The organism is Faecalibacterium sp. AF10-46, from assembly GCF_003604105.1.
In the GTDB taxonomy this organism is placed as follows: domain Bacteria; phylum Bacillota; class Clostridia; order Oscillospirales; family Ruminococcaceae; genus Faecalibacterium; species Faecalibacterium taiwanense.
Window position 1 is genome coordinate 452,450 of record NZ_QVGY01000001.1, and the last position, 13,704, is coordinate 466,153.

Annotated in this window: 13 protein-coding genes and 1 tRNA gene; 8 read left to right on the plus strand and 6 right to left on the minus strand. The window is 55.2% G+C overall.

The window, feature by feature from the left end; translation table 11 throughout:
* Positions 1 to 25: 25 nt before the first annotated feature.
* The 3 genes from DWV57_RS02255 to DWV57_RS14920 all read right to left on the minus strand — a co-directional run bounded on the left by DWV57_RS02255 (position 26) and on the right by DWV57_RS14920 (position 2,160).
* Entirely contained in the window at positions 26 to 952 is a 927-nt protein-coding gene (locus tag DWV57_RS02255) for an alpha/beta hydrolase (protein ID WP_120019806.1), read from the minus strand.
* A 129-nt stretch (positions 953 to 1,081) separates the two neighbouring features.
* Positions 1,082 to 2,029, minus strand: a complete 948-nt coding sequence (locus tag DWV57_RS02260) for an alpha/beta hydrolase (protein WP_207666231.1) — start codon at positions 2,027 to 2,029, stop codon at positions 1,082 to 1,084.
* Positions 2,026 to 2,160 (minus strand): hypothetical protein, encoded by a 135-nt coding sequence (locus DWV57_RS14920; protein WP_256468832.1) that lies wholly within the window; start codon positions 2,158 to 2,160, stop codon positions 2,026 to 2,028. Before DWV57_RS14920 ends, DWV57_RS02260 begins: the two co-directional genes overlap by 4 nt.
* Before the next feature lie 98 nt (positions 2,161 to 2,258).
* Here DWV57_RS14920 and DWV57_RS02265 point away from each other — a divergent pair, with 98 nt between their 5' ends.
* A complete protein-coding gene (locus DWV57_RS02265) occupies positions 2,259 to 2,804 on the plus strand; it encodes a TetR/AcrR family transcriptional regulator (protein WP_133303624.1) in 546 nt (181 codons plus the stop codon).
* 49 nt (positions 2,805 to 2,853) lie between these two features.
* Here the strand turns inward: DWV57_RS02265 and DWV57_RS02270 are convergent, their stop codons facing one another.
* Positions 2,854 to 3,105 carry a DUF6061 family protein gene (locus tag DWV57_RS02270; protein ID WP_120019808.1) on the minus strand — a complete coding sequence of 84 codons (252 nt, stop codon included), beginning with the start codon at positions 3,103 to 3,105 and terminating at the stop codon, positions 2,854 to 2,856.
* A 177-nt stretch (positions 3,106 to 3,282) separates the two neighbouring features.
* A tRNA-Leu gene (locus DWV57_RS02280) sits at positions 3,283 to 3,366 on the minus strand.
* Positions 3,367 to 3,676: 310 nt separating this feature from the next.
* On the opposite strand from DWV57_RS02280, the gene DWV57_RS02285 reads away from it, so the two are divergent.
* The 3 genes from DWV57_RS02285 to DWV57_RS02295 all read left to right on the plus strand — a co-directional run bounded on the left by DWV57_RS02285 (position 3,677) and on the right by DWV57_RS02295 (position 8,039).
* Positions 3,677 to 5,131, plus strand: coding sequence for a lipopolysaccharide biosynthesis protein (locus DWV57_RS02285; RefSeq protein ID WP_120019810.1), 1,455 nt, complete (start codon positions 3,677 to 3,679; stop codon positions 5,129 to 5,131).
* A 215-nt stretch (positions 5,132 to 5,346) separates the two neighbouring features.
* Positions 5,347 to 6,447 (plus strand): mannonate dehydratase, encoded by a 1,101-nt coding sequence (gene uxuA / locus DWV57_RS02290; RefSeq protein WP_097777891.1) that lies wholly within the window; start codon positions 5,347 to 5,349, stop codon positions 6,445 to 6,447.
* A 5-nt stretch (positions 6,448 to 6,452) separates the two neighbouring features.
* Entirely contained in the window at positions 6,453 to 8,039 is a 1,587-nt protein-coding gene (locus DWV57_RS02295) for a mannitol dehydrogenase family protein (protein ID WP_120019811.1), read from the plus strand.
* A gap of 138 nt (positions 8,040 to 8,177) precedes the next feature.
* On the opposite strand, the gene DWV57_RS02300 is transcribed toward DWV57_RS02295, so the two are convergent.
* Complete coding sequence (locus DWV57_RS02300) at positions 8,178 to 8,711, minus strand: hypothetical protein (RefSeq protein ID WP_005937189.1); 534 nt, start codon at positions 8,709 to 8,711, stop codon at positions 8,178 to 8,180.
* A gap of 137 nt (positions 8,712 to 8,848) precedes the next feature.
* On the opposite strand from DWV57_RS02300, the gene DWV57_RS02305 reads away from it, so the two are divergent.
* From DWV57_RS02305 to DWV57_RS02320, 4 genes are all read left to right on the plus strand, one after another.
* Complete coding sequence (locus tag DWV57_RS02305) at positions 8,849 to 10,372, plus strand: histidine kinase (RefSeq protein WP_243112287.1); 1,524 nt, start codon at positions 8,849 to 8,851, stop codon at positions 10,370 to 10,372.
* Entirely contained in the window at positions 10,369 to 11,178 is an 810-nt protein-coding gene (locus DWV57_RS02310) for a response regulator (protein WP_005937194.1), read from the plus strand. The genes DWV57_RS02305 and DWV57_RS02310 overlap by 4 nt, the downstream gene beginning before the upstream one ends.
* Positions 11,175 to 12,185 carry a TRAP transporter substrate-binding protein gene (locus DWV57_RS02315; RefSeq protein ID WP_243112288.1) on the plus strand — a complete coding sequence of 337 codons (1,011 nt, stop codon included), beginning with the start codon at positions 11,175 to 11,177 and terminating at the stop codon, positions 12,183 to 12,185. Before DWV57_RS02310 ends, DWV57_RS02315 begins: the two co-directional genes overlap by 4 nt.
* 347 nt (positions 12,186 to 12,532) lie before the next feature.
* Positions 12,533 to 13,621 (plus strand): TRAP transporter substrate-binding protein, encoded by a 1,089-nt coding sequence (locus tag DWV57_RS02320; RefSeq protein WP_120019812.1) that lies wholly within the window; start codon positions 12,533 to 12,535, stop codon positions 13,619 to 13,621.
* Positions 13,622 to 13,704: the final 83 nt, after the last annotated feature.

Genomic DNA, 13,704 nt, shown 5'->3' on the forward strand with positions numbered 1-13,704 from the left:
ACAATTCCTCCTCAGCCCATGCGGATCAATCGGTGAAATAACGCTCGGCATATTCCAAAGACTTTTCCAGAAATTCCTGCAGCTTATCCGGATCATTATACATCCCATGGTTAGACTTCGGAAATTCAATATAGTCGTATGGAACGTTGTGCAGAATGTACGCTCCCATTAGATAATATTTTTGGTTCACAGGGACACAATGATCGATTCGACCATAGGCGATCAACGACGGCACAGAATCATCCTTCACGATGCCTGCCGGAGAGATTTTCCGAATCTCCTGTGTATAATCCTCCAATTCCTTTCCGGTCATCATCCTGCAGAAGTCGTGCGCCGATGTGAGTTTGTCCACCTTCATGAGCAGGGGCCACTCGGACGGCTCAAAGTATGTGGGGGCAGCCACTTGGAAAACAAATCTGACCGGGATCGCAGAATTTCCACTATAAGCCAGATTCATCGCCAAGGTCCCGCCTGCGGACACCCCAAACGGAGCCATTCCTGCAATATGATACCCCAGTTCCTCCGTCCTTTGCCGAATTGCCCGAACTGCATTTTCGATTTCTTTGTTCATCTGATAAATGGACGCATCTTTTCCGTGCATCTGCAAGGTGTAATCTACGGAAGCGGTAATGTACCCCTGTGCGGCATAGTATCTGCACCATGTTTCACCGTCAGCTTTTGAACCGGAATTGAAGCTTCCCCCGTGGATATAGAGGATCAGATTCTGATCCTGCATCCTGTCCAGTTCGGCGGGAATATAAAGGTCGTACCGGTTTCCATTCTCGTTTTCGTAGTTCTGATCTCTGAAAACCGTGCCGGTCAGATCCTGCCCCAGCGATTTTACCAGTCGTTCCGGTGCACTTCCCAGCAGATAGACCCTTGCCAGTGCAGCAGCAAGAAACACCAGAACAAATATTCCGGTGTACACGATTATTTTTGCTTTCCGTCTCATATGACGTTATCCAATAGCAGCTTACCGCATATTGCCCCCAAAACGATGGCGGCAATCACGATAATTGCCATTACCAGAAGATCTTTCTTTTGCATGGCAGCCTCCTGAACGGTTATCTTTCACACAAGGTCAGTCCTTCATGTACTTGTCCAGATATTCCACTACGGCATCCAGATACTCCATATAGACCTTATTGTCGTTTTGCAACCCATGGCCGGAATGCTTCGCTACGAAATACCGGTAATCTACTCCGTTCTTTTCCAGTGCGGCGACCAACGGTTTAGATGCGGCAAAGGGCTGCATCTTGTCGTGTGCGCCGTAGCAGAGGACAGAGGGCACCGTATCCTTTGTGACCCAGCGGTCAGCAGAGATCGGTTTGACTGCGTCCAGATAGGCACCGGATGTGATATCCTCCGGGGTCAGCGCCTGACCGGACATTACACTGAACAGTCCTGCGGCGGCCTCCGGGCTTTGGTCGAGACCGAAGATACCCCAATCCTCCACATGAAAGCTGCCGGGGCCGACTGCTTCAAATACCATTTTGACCGGAAGCGGCGAGGTGTCGGCATCCCGGTAGGCATAGATCAGCGCAAGACATCCACCTGCGCTGCCGCCGGAAATAGCCATCCGGTCAAGTTTATACCCCAGTTTTTCGGCTGCTGCAACCACAGAGGGCATGGCGGCTTTGATCTCCTCCGACTGGCTGTATACGCTGGCATCCGGGTTTTCTTCCGTAAACAATGTGTAGTTGATTCCTGCCGCCACATAGCCTTTGCTGCACAGCCATTTCAGCATCTCGGCATCACCGGCTTTGTCTCCGCCGGTAAATCCACCGGCGTGAAGATAGACCACAAGACCGTATGCATCCTGACTTTTGTCAGCCGGTACATAAAGATCAAACTTGTTGGCGGCACCCTCTCCATAAGGCAAATCGGTGTATGCCTTGCCGATCGTTTCATCCCAACGGGTGTTGTATTTGCCGTGGGTCGGGTCGCTGTTTATTTTGAGTAAAGCAGAGCCGACAAAAGCCGCAAGAAACGCAGCAGTATAGAGCAATCCCCATTTCAGTGTTTTCACAGAATATTCCCTCCAAACAGCGTGCCGCCCAGCAGCAGATTCAGCCCAGCGCGAACAGCCAGCCGCCCTAAGACTGCTCCGAAAATGATGACGATGAACAAAATCAACAATCGCTTTTTCGTCAAATTCATTGTGAACTCCTTTCTTCTTGACTTTTCAATGGGACGAGTGTATCATCAAAACAGTGCTGAGTCAATCGTCTCAGCCAAAATGAGACAAAGAAGGGCGTTTGTATCATCCCATGAAGAACATGAACAATCAGGAAAAGAACACCTATGTGCGGCAGCACATTCTGTCTGCGCTGCTGGAATTGATGCACACACAGGACTTTGCGTCCATCAGCATTCAGGCGCTGGTGGATGCTGCCGGTGTTGGGCGGGCATCTTTTTACCGTAATTTCGCAAGCAAAGAGGACGTATTACAGCAGGAGTCTGTGCGTCTGACCAATGAATGGAAGACAAATTTTGACCATGAGCATCCTGATGGCACACCGGGTCAGGATAATCTATGGCTCGTCAGTTTGCTGGATTTTTACAAGGACCATGCTGAATTTTACCTTGCATTGTACCATGCAGGGCTTTCCAATATTATGCTGGAAACGATCCTCGGCTATTTTGACCGTTCGCCGGAGATTCCCAACGGGTTGGCTTATCTGAATTCTGCCATCGGTTATATGCTATATGGCTGGGTACATGAGTGGATGAATCGTGGAATGCAGGAATCCGGCACGGAGATTGCCCGGATGTTTGCAGAAGCACAGAAAAAACAGGCATAAAAGAACAGGGCGCATCCCATAAAAAGAGATACGCCCTGTTTTGCTATTCTTAATCTTCTAAGCCATGGCTCTCGGTTACGTTTTTCAAATATTCCTTCGGATTGCCGTTCAAAATCAAATCGGCATAGCCCAGTGGGTCATTGTAGATGAGGTAGTCTAACTCTGACCTCTGGGCCATGGTCACGTCCAACGCATCCTCGACCCCGGTGCAGTCAATGGAAATTTTGCGCCCATCCCGGAGCAGTAGTTCCACACAGCCGGTGTCCATGTTGAAATGGCAAGCTCTTGCATCGTACTTCATGTTTATGTCCTTTCCGCCTTACGGCACCTTTACAGTTGTGACCTTTGTGACGCGGTCTTTTTTCTGATAAGGTTTCGGACACACAGCCGTCAGGGAAGAGCCCTTGTTTTCGTTTCCGAAGAAAACAAAAAATCCGAACCCTTCTCCTATCGAGAAAAGGTTCGGATTTTCATGGTTTGGTGCGAGGGAGGGGACTCGAACCCCCAAGGATAAACCACACGCACCTCAAACGTGCGCGTCTGCCAGTTCCGCCACCCTCGCATACCGTATTGTTTTCGCAGCCCTGAAATCTCTGAGGTGAAAGACCGTGATGCGGACTGCTTGAATATATTACCACGTTCCTGGCAGATAGTCAAGCGCTTTTTCTCTTTTTAAATGAAATTTTCGGGCCGTCATTCCTTAAGAATATGTTGGTTGAAATGCATGGATGGGTGTGATACTATATAACTAACTATCTCTGCTCAGTTGTTTTGGCAGCAGGGAAGAAGATGATAAGGATACGGCGGAAATGCATTTCTGCGCAGGGTGCAGACCGGCCGGTTTTTTGAAAGGAATTTGAGTGGACGCAGGAATGAACGAGAAAAAAGAAAATGTTATTGTAAACGGTTTTTTCTGGCGCTTTGCAGAGCGGTGCGGTGTGCAGCTGATCTCAGCGGTGGTGTCCATCCTTCTGGCGCGCATCCTTACACCCGATGATTACGGCAAGGTGGCACTGGTGACGGTGTTCAACAATATCATGTATGTCCTGCTGGACTGCGGCATTGGCACCGCGCTGGTGCAGAAGAAGGAAGTGGACGAGCTGGATTACTCGTCGGCGTTCTTTTTCAGCATTGTGATCAGCTTTGTGCTGTATGGGGGAATGTTCGTGGCGGCGCCGTATCTGGCTGCGTTCTACAATGACCCCAGCATGACCCCGATCTTTCGCGGCATCAGCCTGACAGTGGCGGTCTGCGGCATCAAAACGATCCAGCAGGCGCATGTGACCCGGAACATGAAGTTCCAGTATTTTTTCTATTCCGCCTTTGCGGGCGCGATCGTATCCACGGTCCTGGGCCTGGGCCTTGCCTATATGGGCTTTGGAGTCTGGGCGCTGGTGGTGCAGCAGGTATCCAATATCACGGTGGACACGCTGGTGTTGTGGAAGCTGTCCTCCTGGCGGCCTAAGATGGAGTTTTCGTGGCAGCACCTGAAAGGGCTGCTCTCTTATGGCTGGAAGCTGCTGGCCTCGTCGCTGAGCAGCGTCATCTACAACAACCTGCGCAGCCTGATCATCGGCAAGGTGTACACCTCGGCGGATCTGGCGTATTACAATCAGGGCGATAACCTGACTTATAATATCGCGTCAAGCGTGGATACTTCCATTGAGAGCGTTTTGTTCCCGGTCATGTCCTCACTGCAGGATGACCGTGCGCAGGTCAAGAACATGACCCGCCGCTCCATCAAGACCTGTACCTATATTATTGCGCCGGTGATGATGAGCACTGCATTCTGTGCCGAACCGCTGGTGCGCCTGATCCTCACCGAGAAGTGGCTGCCCTGTGTGCTGTTCCTCAGGGTGTTCTGCCTGAGCTATATATGCTGGCCGATCATCACGGCAAACCTGAATGCAGCCAAGGCAGTGGGCCGCAGCGATCTTTACCTGAAGCGTCAGCTTATGAACGAAGCGGTGTGCATCCTTCTTCTGCTGGCAACATTCCGTATCAGCGTCGAGGCCATTGCATATGGTGTGCTGATCACGAATGTCGTGACCCAGATCCTGGATGCACAGCCCAGCAAAAAGCTGATCGACTATGGCTATCTGGAACAGATGCGCGATATCCTGCCGACCCTGCTGCTGGCAGCGGGCGCGGGCCTGTGCATGTATCTGGTCATTTTCCTGCACCTGCCGGATCTGCTGACGGTGATCATTCAGGTGGTGGTTGGTCTGGGCATTTATCTGACAGGCTCTGCCATTCTGGAATTGGATACCTTTGAATATTTCAAGGATGTGATGGCTCCGTCCATCCGGCAGAAGCTGAAACGCTGAAACCGGCATTTTGAATCGCGTAAAAATCCGTCGGGCGGGTGATGTCCGACGGATTTTTGTTCTTTTTGTCTAAAGTATACAAGAACAAATATAAAAAACCGGCAAAGCGACCATTGAAAAAACGCAACTGATATACTAGAATATAAGTACAAGAGCGCGGCACACGGCTGCGCGGAAAATGCAAAGCAGAAAATATAAAACAGGAGGATTTTCCTATGCCTATGAAAATGGGTTGGCGCTGGTATGGCGAGGGCAACGATCCCATCAGCCTGAGCGACATCAAGCAGATCCCCGGCGTGACCAGCATCGTCTGGGCGTTGCACGACAAGATGCCCGGCGAGATCTGGGAGATCGACGAGATCCAGAAGGTAGCCGATCAGATCCACGCTTACGGCTTCGACATGGACGTGGTCGAGTCGGTCAATGTCCACGATGACATCAAGATCGGCCTGCCCACCCGCGATAAGTACATCGAGAACTACAAGCAGTGCATCCGCAATCTGTCCAAGTTCGGTGTCAAGGTCATCTGCTACAACTTCATGCCGGTGTTCGACTGGACCCGTACCGATCTGTTCCACCCCGTGGGCGACGGCTCCACTGCACTGTTCTACGAGAAGGACAAGATCAAGGGCGATTACAAGGCTATGGCTGAGTACATCATGTCCTTCACTGAGAAGTATAACATGACCTTCCCCGGCTGGGAGCCGGAGCGCATGGCAAAGCTGGACGAGCTGTTCAAGGCTTACGCCCCTGTCACCAAGGAAAAGCTGTGGGAAAACCTGAAGTACTTCCTGGAAGCACTGATGCCCACCTGCCATGAGTGCGGCATCAAAATGGCCATCCATCAGGATGATCCCCCTTGGGATATCTTCGGCCTGCCCCGTCTGCTGGTGGATGCTGAGAGCATCGACCGCTTCCTGAGCATGGTGGATGATCCGTACAACTGCCTGACCCTGTGCACCGGCAGCCTGAACGCAAACCCCAACAACAACTGTGCCGAGATCGTGCGCAAGCACTGCGACCGCATTGCCTTTGGTCACATCCGCAACATCCACCACTTCCCCAACGGCGACTTCTCCGAGGCTGCTCACCGCGACTGCTGCGGCGAGACCGGCATCATCGAGGTGCTGCGTGCTTACCATGACTGCGGCTTTGAGGGCTACATCCGTCCCGACCACGGCCGTCAGCTGTGGGAGGAAGGCCCCGGCAGCTGCCGCCCCGGTTACGGCAAGTATGACCGTGCTCTGGGCGTTCAGTACATGCTGGGTGTCTGGGATCTGCTGGATCGTCTGGATGAAGAGAAAAAGAAGGGCTGATAAATATGAAGCTGTCTGAGATCAAAAACGGCAATCTGTCCGCCGAGTGGGCAGAGAAGGGCTATGAGCTGCCCAAATTCGATATCGAGGCTGTCAAGGCCAAGACCCACGCCGAACCCACCTGGGTGCACTTCGGCGCAGGCAATATCTTCCGTGCATTCCCGGCTGCCATCCTGAACGATGCGCTGAACACCGGCAAGTATGACCGCGGTGTCATCGTGGCCGAGAGCTTTGACTACGAGATCATCGACAAGGCTTATCGTCCCTACGACAATATGAGCCTGCTGGTCTGCCTGAAGTCCACCGGCGAGATCGAGAAGAAGGTGGTGGCTTCCGTTACCGAGAGCCTGAAGGCTGACTACTCCTTCGGCGAGGACTGGGCACGTCTGGTGGAGATCTTCCAGAACCCCAGCCTGCAGATGATCTCCTTCACCATCACTGAGAAGGGCTACGGCGTTGCTCCTGCTGATCTGGAGCGCGGCCTGACCCCCGTGCTGGCCATGGGCAAGGTCACTGCTCTGCTGTACGAGCGCTTCAAGGCCGGCAAGCTGCCCCTGACCGTCCAGAGCATGGATAACTGCTCCCACAACGGCGATAAGGTCAAGAACGCTGTCCACGCCTATGCTGCCAAGTGGGTGGAGCAGGGTCTGGTGCCCGCCGAGTTCCTGGCCTATGTGCAGGACGAGACCAAGATCACCTTCCCGTGGAGCATGATCGACAAGATCACCCCGCGCCCGGATGCCAAGGTCCAGCAGATGCTGGCCGACGACGGCTTTGAGGACAACTACACCATCGTCACCGAGAAGCACACCTTCACCGCTCCCTTCGTCAACGCCGAAGAGACCCAGTACCTGTGCATCGAGAATCACTACACCAATGGCCGTCCTCCGCTGGAGCTGGGCGGTGTGCTGTACTGCGACCGCGAGACCGTGGACAAGATCGAGAAGATGAAGGTGTGCACCTGCCTGAACCCGCTGCACACTGCAATGTCCATCTATGGCTGCATGCTGGGCTACACCCTGATCTCCGCCGAGATGGCCGATGAAGACCTGCGTGCCTTCATCCAGAAGATCGGCTACATCGAGGCAATGCCCGTCGTGGTCGATCCCGGCGTTCTGAACCCCTACGAGTTCATCGGCGCTGTCATCAACCGCCGCCTGCCCAACCCCTTCATGCCGGATGCTCCCCAGCGTATCGCTACCGATACCTCCCAGAAGCTGGCCATCCGCTTTGGCGAGACCGTCAAGGCCTACGAGGCACGCGGTCTGGACAAGAGCAACCTGATCCTGATCCCGCTGGTGCTGGCAGGCTACGCCCGCTACCTGAAGGGCATCGATGACAATGGTCAGGCTTTTGAGCCTTCCACCGATCCGCTGCTGGCTGAGCTGCAGGCCATTGTGGCTCCGCTGGAGGTCAAGGAAGGCGAGCAGGACTTCAGCTGCCTGAAGAAGCTGTACAGCCGTGTTGACGTGTTCGGCGTGGATCTGTATGCCGTTGGTCTGGGCGAGAAGATCGAGGCAATGGCCAAGGAACTGTTTGCAGGCCCCGGCGCTGTGCGCAAGACCCTGCACAAGTATACGCTTGCCCGCTGATCGGCTGACGCAATAACATAAGCTATCTTCGCACCCACGCTGCGCGTTGCTTTGCCGCAGCGTGGGTCTTTATAAAAGAAAAGAACTGCTGAACGAAATGTCAGCAGTTCTTTTTTTGCGTGTGCATATTTTTTGGGTTTAACCTTTTCTGCAGTCGTGCAGCTTTTCTTTGGGCAGGATGCCGGCCAAAAACTTCCACACCACTTCCATGCGGTCGTTCAGTAAGTAAGCTTTCTCTTTTTCTACGTAGAGGTACACCGCATTGTCCGTGCGGTAGGCGCAGTAAAAGCTGTCCCATGCGTGGCGGCTGGTGGGTTCGGGCTTGTCCTGCTGGCCGTACATCCACACAGCAATGCCGGTGTCGGCCAGCTCCACACGGTAGAAGGCACGCGGCAGGTGCATCTGTTTGATCTGCCGGGAAACGCTGCGGAAGAACGAGTAAAAGTAGCTCACCGGCAGGCCGATGCCCACAATGGCAAGCACAGCAGCCAGCAGCCCGGCACCCGGGCGCTTGCCCAGCTGCGAAAGGCAGACGGCGGCAAAAGCCAGCATGATGGCGGCAAAAACAGCGGGACGCAGCCATGCTTTGCGGTGATGGAATGCATCGAACACGGCAAAATCGCGGAAGCCCTGCTCACCCATGGTGGTGGAAACGGAGATGGTCTGGGACATAAAGTCGCCTCCTTTATATTTATAGGCATCGTACCACAATTGTGCGGTTTAGGCAAGAGAAAAACATGCAAACCTTGCCAATCCGGCCCAAAGCGTGGTACAATAAATCGTTACCAAACGAAAGGAGGCGGCAGGCTTTGCAGCACCGCAAGCGGCAGATCACCCTCAAGCAGCGCATGGGCTTGTGTCTGGCAGCATTTTTTGCGGCCTTTGCCATGCAGCTCACGCTCAATGGCTACCAGTCCAGAGCAGTGCAGGCAGTACAGGACGCGCAGATGGGCTGCTTCAACGCCATCAGCCGCTTTCAGGGCGGTGTGGAAAGCTCTATTTCCGTGCTGGAGAACTACCGCTGGGAGAACAGCGAGCCGGAGGAGATCATTGACCGGCTGCAGTCGGCATCTTCCACCTGCAACGCATGGCTCTGGCGCATCGGTACCAGCCTGAACAGTCTGGAAAGCGTCAGCGATGAGCAGTGGGTGCTCTACAGCGCAGTGGATACGGTCTATCAGACCTACACCGGCCTGCTGGATGAGCTGGAAAACGACCTGCTCAGCGGCAACGATGCCGCAGCTTCCCAGCTGTATTATGCAAAGGTGGTGCCCTGCGGCGATTACCTGAGCCAGTACACCCTGCAATTGCTGGAAACCGCCATTCAGGATTCCCAGACCACCTACACCACCATCTCGGCCCTGAACGAGCGCATCACCATGCTGCAGACGGTGGTGGTGGCGCTGTGCGTGGCGCTGGGCTGCGTTACCGGTTTGATGGTCATGCGTCTGCTCACGCCGGTACAGCAGATGATCGCTGCCTCCCGCGCCATTGGCAAAAGTGAGTTCGACACCCCGGATATCCCGCTGCCCAAGCAGCCGGAGATCGCTCAGCTGGCCGAGTCCTTCAACATCATGAAGCACTCCATGGCCCAGCAGGTGACCACCCTGCAGGAGAAAAACGAGATCGAGCGGGAGCTGCACCGCCAGAAGACCGAAGCACTGGAGCTGCAGAACCGCATGGAGCGCAGCCGGCTGCAGCAGCTGCGCAGCCAGATCGACCCGCACTTTCTGTTCAACACCCTGAATGTAATCCAGCAGACCGCCGGTACCGAGACGGCCTACCGTACGCAGGCGCTCATCATGGCGCTTTCGCACCTGCTGCGCTACAGCCTGATGAGCAACGATGAACAGGTGCCGCTCTCCCGTGAGGTGCGCATCGTGGATGAATATTACTCCATCTACCATGTCCGCTTTGGTGAGCGGGTGCGTATGGAGTGGCGCATTTCCGATTCGCTGGATCTTACCGAGACCATGGTGCCGTCCTTTATTTTACAGCCCATCGTGGAAAATGCCTTCAAGCACGGCATCTGCCCCAAAGAGGAGGGCGGTGTGGTGCGCATCCGCGTGAACCCTCTGCGGGAGAAGGGAATGCTGTGCATCCGCGTGGTGGATAACGGCGTGGGCATCCAGCCGGATCGATTACGACAGCTGCGCGGGGCGCTCAGTCAGCCCGGTGATCGCTGGGAGCATATCGGCATTTATAATGTTGCGGCCCGCCTGCGTCTGCTGGATCGGAACAGCCGCTTTGTGATACGGTCCCATCCGGGACGCGGTACGGCGGTGGTGCTGTACCTGCCATTGGTGGAGAATGAGGAGGAGTTTGAGGAATGATTCGTCTGTTGATCGCGGATGATGAAGCACTGGAACGGGAAACGCTGGCGGACATCGTGGCCCGCCGCTTTGAGCACGAAGTGACCATCGAGACTGCCGAGAACGGCCGCAAGGCAGCGGATACGGCGGTGCTGTGGGGCGCAGACCTGATCCTGATGGATATTGAGATGCCCGGTATGAACGGTCTGGATGCAGCCCGCGCCGTGCTGGAACAGCGCCCGGAGTGCAAGGTGATCTTTGTTACGGCCTACAGTCTGTTCCAGTACGCCCACGAGGCCATGCATCTGGGGGCCTGCGATTATCTGCTCAAGCCGGTGAACCCGGACGAAGTGGAAGCTTCCATCCGCAAGGCCATCCGTCAGATCGAGGCGGGCCGCCGCCTTGCAGAGCTGGCTCCGGTGGAACCGGAGCCGGAAGCTGACCCGGAGAGCGATGCCGCCGAAGCAGGGGAGAACGACCGCAATGCACTGGTCATGGCCCATGTGCGCAAGTATATGGAGGATAACTATATGTTCGACCTCTCGCTGGACAGTGTGAGCGAGATCCTGCATATCAGCCCGGCGTATCTCTCGGCACAGTTCAAGAAGTACCAGAAGATGAACTTTCTGGACTGCCTGACCGAGCTGCGTATCAACGCTGCCAAGGAGCTGCTCACCGACCCGTTCCGTTCGGCAGCAGAGGTAGCTTCCATGGTGGGCTACGAGGATTCCAGCTATTTTGCCCGCACCTTTAAAAAACGCACCGGCATGACCCCCACCCAGTACCGCAGGGAAGCGGCCAAGGCTGCACGGGAGGCCCGCCTGTGACCCGCCGCCAGATGCTGACCGCCCTGTTTGGCGCAGCCGTGCTGGCACTGCCGGTGGCGGGCTGCGGCCATCAGCCGGTGCAGGAGCAACAGGGGGCGGAACTGATCCTGCGCTATGCGGAGAACCAGCCGGAGGATTATCCTACTACGCAGGCAGCGCTGGCCTTTGCGGATCTTGTGGCCCAGCGCACCGATGGCCGCGTGAAAGTGCTGGTGTACAGCGGGGGAGAACTGGGCGCGGAGCAGAGCGTGATCCAGCAGATGCAGTTCGGCGGCATTGATTTCTCCCGCGTGTCCCTCAGCCAGCTGGCTGAGTATGAACCGGCGCTGAGCGTTTTGCAGCTTCCGTATCTTTATACCGATGCCGACCAGATGTGGCGGGTGTTGGACGGCTCCATCGGCGACGAATTCCTTTCCATGCTGCAGTCGCTGGAGCTGACCGGCCTTTCCTGGTTCGATGCCGGTGTGCGCAGCATCTACACCCGGCAGAAGGTGACAGGCCTTGCAGATCTGCAGGGCCTGACCATCCGCGTGCAGGAATCGGACATGATGAGCGAAATGATCACCGACCTCGGCGCAAAGCCGGTAAAGGTGGTGTACAGCAAGGTGTATGCCGCTCTGCACAACGGTGAGATCGATGGCGCAGAGAACAACTGGCCCAGCTACGAAGCCATGGGTCACTACGAGGTGGCACCTTACTTTTTAAAGGATGAGCACACCCGCGTGCCGGAGGTGCAGCTTGCAAGCCCTGCTGTGATGGAAAAACTGGCCGCACTGGACGAGCGCTACCCGGAGATCATCCGCCTGTGTGCCCGGGAGAGCGCCAAGGTGGAGCGCAGGCTCTGGGCGCAGCAGGAGGCGGAATCGGAAAGTGATCTGCGTGCAGCAGGCATTGAGGTGACAGAGCTGGACGAAGAAGAAAAGGCAAGGTTCCGTGCTGCTGTGCAGCCGATGTATGATCGGTTTGCCCAGCAGGGCGAATTGATCGCCCGCATCCGGCAGGCATAAGCCCCACAGCAAAGCCCGGAAAAGATGGGCAAAGAAATCAGGAAAACAGAATAAAGAACCGGCAAAGCGCTGTGTGCTCTGAACCCCAAAGGGAAGGGCATCCAGCGCTTTGCTTCTATCTGGAATACAGAAATGTATCCATCTGTTAGGCGAAGATGCACAAACAAAAAGTAAAGCAACTGGCAGTTTTCACAAAAGAAATTCTGACATTCTTTCAAAAAGCAGGACATTTTTTGAAAGCCCTTGTTTCGTTTAAAAAAATTTGCTAAAGTGTGTACAGTAAATGAACGGCATGCGGGTCCTGTGCAGACCGGGCCGTTCGGGAGATTTAAGGAGGACGATTTATTATGAAAAAGATCACTCGTCGCAGCTTTCTGGCAGCAGCCGGTGTTTCCGCCGCTGCTCTGGCTCTGACCGCATGTGGTGGCTCCAGCAATTCTGCTGCTTCCACCTCTACCGCAGCTTCTTCCACCGCAGCTTCTGCTGCTGGTGATGCTACTGCTGCTGCAAACGATCCCAAGGTGACTCTGGTCTACGCCGAGGTCAACCCGCTGGATACCATCGTTGGCCAGACCGCTACCCACTTCAAGGAGAAGGTCGAGGAGCTGACCGGCGGCTCCGTCGTCATCGACGTGCAGGCTTCCGGCGTTCTGGGTTCTGAGAACGACGTTCTGGACGCAATTCTGGGCGGTTCTACCTCCATCGATATGAGCCGTATCTCCGCTTTCGCACTGACCAGCTATGGCTGCAACAAGTCCAAGCTGCTGTCCATCCCCTTCACCTTCGAGAACCGCGCACACTTCTGGAACTTCGCCAACAGCGATCTGGCACCTGAGTTCCTGAACGAGCCTCAGGAGCTGGGCTTGCCCGTTCGTGGTGTCTTCTACGGCGAAGAGGGATTCCGTCACTTCTTCACGGTCAAGCCTGTTTCCGGCATCGCTGATTTCAAGGGCCTGAAGCTGCGCGTGTCCAACGACCCCGTTATGAACGGCATGGTCGAGGGTCTGGGCGCTAACCCCACCGTCGTTTCCTTCGGTGAGCTGTACAGCGCACTGCAGACCGGCGTTGTGGATGGTGCTGAGCAGCCCATCGCAAACTACAAGTCCAATGCATTCCCCGAGGTTGCCAACAACCTGATCCTGGACGGCCACACTCTGGGTGCTATTCAGGCTGTTATCACCGATAACGCATGGGGCAAGCTGACCGAGAACCAGCAGGCTGCCATCATGGAGGCTGGTGCTGATACGCAGGCCTTCAATGCAGACCTGTCCGAGACCGCTGAGAACAAGGTTCTGGAGGAGCTGAGAAGCTCCGGCTGCAACGTTGTGGATGTTGACGACAAGGCACCCTGGCAGGAGGCCTGCGCTAAGGTCATCAGCGAGAACACCTCCGATCAGGCTGAGCTGTATCAGCAGCTGCTGGACATGAAGGCATAATTGAAAAAGCCTTTCCTGTTCTGAGATAGTACATAGCCCGGCGGGGGACTACGGGATACGCCCGCAGACCTGCCGGGTTTTTT